General features: G+C 64.3%; 3 protein-coding genes. 2 read left to right on the top strand and 1 reads right to left on the bottom strand.

Going from position 1 to position 3,477, the window contains the following annotated elements; translation table 11 throughout:
* Positions 1 to 176: DUF255 domain-containing protein (locus tag EOA79_RS30810; RefSeq protein WP_128293608.1), on the bottom strand; the 176-nt coding region annotated here is incomplete at its 3' end.
* 110 nt (positions 177 to 286) lie between these two features.
* Here EOA79_RS30810 and mnmE point away from each other — a divergent pair.
* Together mnmE and mnmG are read left to right on the top strand one after the other, a co-directional pair.
* The gene (gene mnmE / locus EOA79_RS30805) at positions 287 to 1,600 is read left to right on the top strand and encodes a tRNA uridine-5-carboxymethylaminomethyl(34) synthesis GTPase MnmE (RefSeq protein WP_095825111.1); all 1,314 of its coding nucleotides are present in this window, start codon (positions 287 to 289) and stop codon (positions 1,598 to 1,600) included.
* Positions 1,601 to 1,986: 386 nt separating this feature from the next.
* Positions 1,987 to 3,477 (top strand): tRNA uridine-5-carboxymethylaminomethyl(34) synthesis enzyme MnmG (gene mnmG, locus EOA79_RS30800; protein ID WP_128293607.1); only part of this gene is annotated, 1,491 nt, incomplete at its 3' end.

Raw genomic sequence — 3,477 nt, 5'->3', positions numbered from 1 at the left:
ACATGGCACCAGTGGCAGGCGGCATAGCCGATGGACAGCAGGATCGGCCGTCCGAGTTCCTTCGCCTCGGCAAGGGCGTCCGGCGACCAGCCCCGCCAATGCACGGGATTGTCGCTGTGCTGCTGCAGATAGGGGCTGGCCTCTTCGGCAAGCAGGTTTCGCGCGGGCAAGGTCACAATGAGCGGCTCGGCTTCGTTGATGAGCAGGCAATTCCGGGAAAGCTACGGCTGACGTCCGGAACGGCGCCTGAAACAAGATACCTAGGGTGGTTCGGCAGGTCGGGCAAATGGCAACCTCGAAGGAATCTATCGTAGCGCTTTCGAGCGGTCGCCTGCCCGCCGGCATCGCCGTGATCCGCATCTCCGGCCCGAAGACTCGATTCGTACTCGAAACGATTGCCGGCGGCGGTATTAAGGATCGCTTTGCCACTTTGCGCAAGCTGATGGCACCGGACGGTTCGGTCATCGATCACGGGCTTGTCGTGTTCTTTCCCGGACCTAGCAGCTTCACCGGCGAGGACGTTGGCGAGTTCCATGTACACGGCAGCCGCGCCGTTGCGGCAAAAATGCTGGAAACGCTCACCGGCTTTGCCGGCGTCAGACATGCCCAGCCTGGCGAATTCACGCGGCGCGCCTTTCTCAACGGCAAGCTCGATCTGGTCGAGACCGAGGCGCTGGCGGACCTCGTCAATGCCGAGACGGAGGCGCAGCGACGCTTTGCCGTGCGTAACGCCGAGGGCGCGCAGAGCGAGCTCTATTCGGGGTGGCGCCGGCGGTTGATCCATGCCCGGGCAATGATCGAGGCGGAAATCGACTTCGCTGAGGAGGAGGATGTGCCGGGTTCGGTCTCGAAGGCGGTCTGGACCGATGTGGCGGCGATGGCCGACGAGATCGAACGCCATATTCAGGGGTTCAAGGCGGCCGAGATCATTCGCGATGGCTTCGAGGTCGTCATCCTCGGCGCGCCGAATGCCGGCAAGTCCAGTCTGTTCAACGCCCTGGCCCAACGCGAGGCGGCAATCGTCACCGACGAGCCGGGCACCACGCGCGACCTGCTGGAGGTGGTGCTGGACCTCCACGGGATGAGAGTTCGGGTCGTCGATACGGCAGGCCTGCGCGAGGCCGCCGGCAAGGTGGAGACGATCGGCATCGAACGAGCGCGTGCCAAGGCCGGTGGCGCGGACCTGGTTTTGCTGCTGGAGGATATGGTCGATCCACAGCCCGTCGGCGCGGTTCCGACAGGTGTTCCGCTCCTGAGGATCGGGACCAAAACCGATCTCATGGGAGCGCGTAGAGGGGCCTATGATGTGGCCATCTCTTCCAAGGAAGGTACCGGAATTTCGGAACTGCTGGACGAGATTGCGGGTCGCGCCGCTGCCGCAGTCGGAGGGGCCGGTGAGATCTTGCCGTCGAGGCTCCGCCATATCGAGCTGCTGGAGGAGGCGAAGGATTTTCTCTCGGCGGCGCTGTCGGGGCAAAGCCTGGAGCTGCGCGCGGAAGAGTTGCGGGTGGCCACGGACCGGCTTGGGCGTATTATCGGCGCCGTCGATGTCGAGGATATGCTCGACGTCATCTTTTCGCAGTTCTGCATTGGCAAGTGATTCACGTGAAACGCGGGGCGGTTGCGGGCGGATGATTCACGTGAAACAGCGACAGGATGTTGGCGGATGGGTGTTTCACGTGAAACGAGTCCGGCTCCAGACGCGTGGCGTGCCAATAGATCAAGGGCCAAACGGCGCTGCCCCTCATTGCCTGCCTCGTAGAAGGCGAGGACGGCTGGCCACTAAAGCAACAGCGCTGATTCGCAGCGCTTGAGAAGTGAAAAATCGTCCGTGGGATAAGCGCCTTCCTTCCTTCGGGACGAGGTCGGACAGGCAGACTACTGCACGCAGCCCATTCCCGGCGATCACCTCCGCAACGGACTGCTCCTTGACAGCGGAGGCTGGCGGGGACATGTGTCAAAGCATCTCTGAAACGGATTCTTGCAATGACCGATCACTATGACGTGGTGGTGGTGGGCGGCGGCCATGCCGGATGCGAAGCGGCGGGCGCGGCTGCGCGCGCCGGCGCCCGGACGGCGCTGGTGACGCTGCGCTTCGAGACGATCGGCGTCATGTCCTGCAATCCGGCCATCGGCGGCCTCGGCAAGGGTCATCTCGTGCGCGAAATCGACGCCAGGGACGGGTTGATGGGCCGCATCGCGGAGGCGGCCGGAATCCAATTCCGCCTGCTGAACCGCCGCAAGGGCCCGGCGGTGCGTGGGCCGCGGACCCAGGCCGACCGCAAGCTCTATCGTCTTGCCATGCAGGCGGCGATCCGCGAGCAGGCCAATCTCGACGTGGTGGAAGGCGAAGTCCTGGACCTCGAGATCGAGGACGGTCGGGTTGCGGCCGTGCTGGTCTCCGGTGACAGGCGGCTCGCCTGCGGCGCCGTGGTGCTGACGACCGGCACGTTCCTGCACGGGCTAATCCATATAGGAGAGAGGAAGATCGTCGCCGGCCGGATGAACGAGCAGGCGAGCCATGGGCTCTCGGCGACGATGGCGCGGGCCGGTTTCAAGCTCGGGCGGCTGAAGACCGGGACGCCCCCTCGCCTCGACGGCCGCACCATCGATTGGGCCTCGCTGGAAGGCCAGGCTGCAGACGATCAGCCGGTGCCGTTCTCGCTGATGACAGACCGCATCGCGAACCCGCAGATCAACTGCGGTATCACACGCACTACGCAGGCGACACATGAGTTGATTCGCCTCAATTTGAAGCGTTCGGCGATGTATTCCGGCTCGATCGAAGGCGTTGGGCCGCGCTACTGTCCCTCGATCGAGGACAAGATCGTCAAGTTCGGCGACCGCGAGGGTCACCAGATCTTCCTCGAGCCGGAGGGCCTCGACGACGACACCGTCTATCCGAACGGCATCTCGACCTCGCTGCCGGAAGAGGTGCAGCTCGACATGTTGAAGACGATCCCCGGCCTGGAACGGGCGACGATGCTGCAGCCGGGATACGCCATCGAATATGACCATGTCGACCCGCGCGAGCTCAAGCCGACGCTGGAGACGAAACGCGTCGCCGGGCTTTTTTTGGCGGGGCAGATCAACGGCACCACCGGCTACGAGGAAGCCGGCGCGCAGGGCCTGCTTGCCGGCATCAACGCCGCGCGCAGGGCATCGTCAAGCGAGTCAGTCGTGCTCAGCCGCACCGAAGCCTATGTCGGCGTGATGATCGACGACCTCATCAGCCGCGGCATCGCCGAACCCTATCGCATGTTCACTTCGCGGGCGGAGTTCCGGCTTTCGCTGCGCGCCGACAATGCCGACGAGCGGCTGACGCCGCTGGCCGACCGCTTGGGGATCGTCTCCTCCGAGCGGATGCAACGTTTCGGCGCGATCAGTGTGAAGCTCGACGCTGCCCGCTCGCTGGCAAAGTCGATCGCCTTCACGCCGAATGAAGCCGCGCGGCATGGACTGGAGATCAACCGGGAC

Origin of the sequence: Mesorhizobium sp. M1A.F.Ca.IN.020.03.2.1, assembly GCF_004023205.1 — a bacterium.
Taxonomy (GTDB): domain Bacteria; phylum Pseudomonadota; class Alphaproteobacteria; order Rhizobiales; family Rhizobiaceae; genus Mesorhizobium.
Note: the sequence above shows the minus strand (reverse complement) of the source record. Positions and strands in the feature narration are given on the sequence as shown.

Bases quoted from the DNA above. Each gene is read 5' to 3' on its own strand.
- mnmE (WP_095825111.1), top strand. From the start codon at position 287: ATGGCAACCTCGAAGGAATCTATCGTAGCGCTTTCGAGCGGTCGCCTG.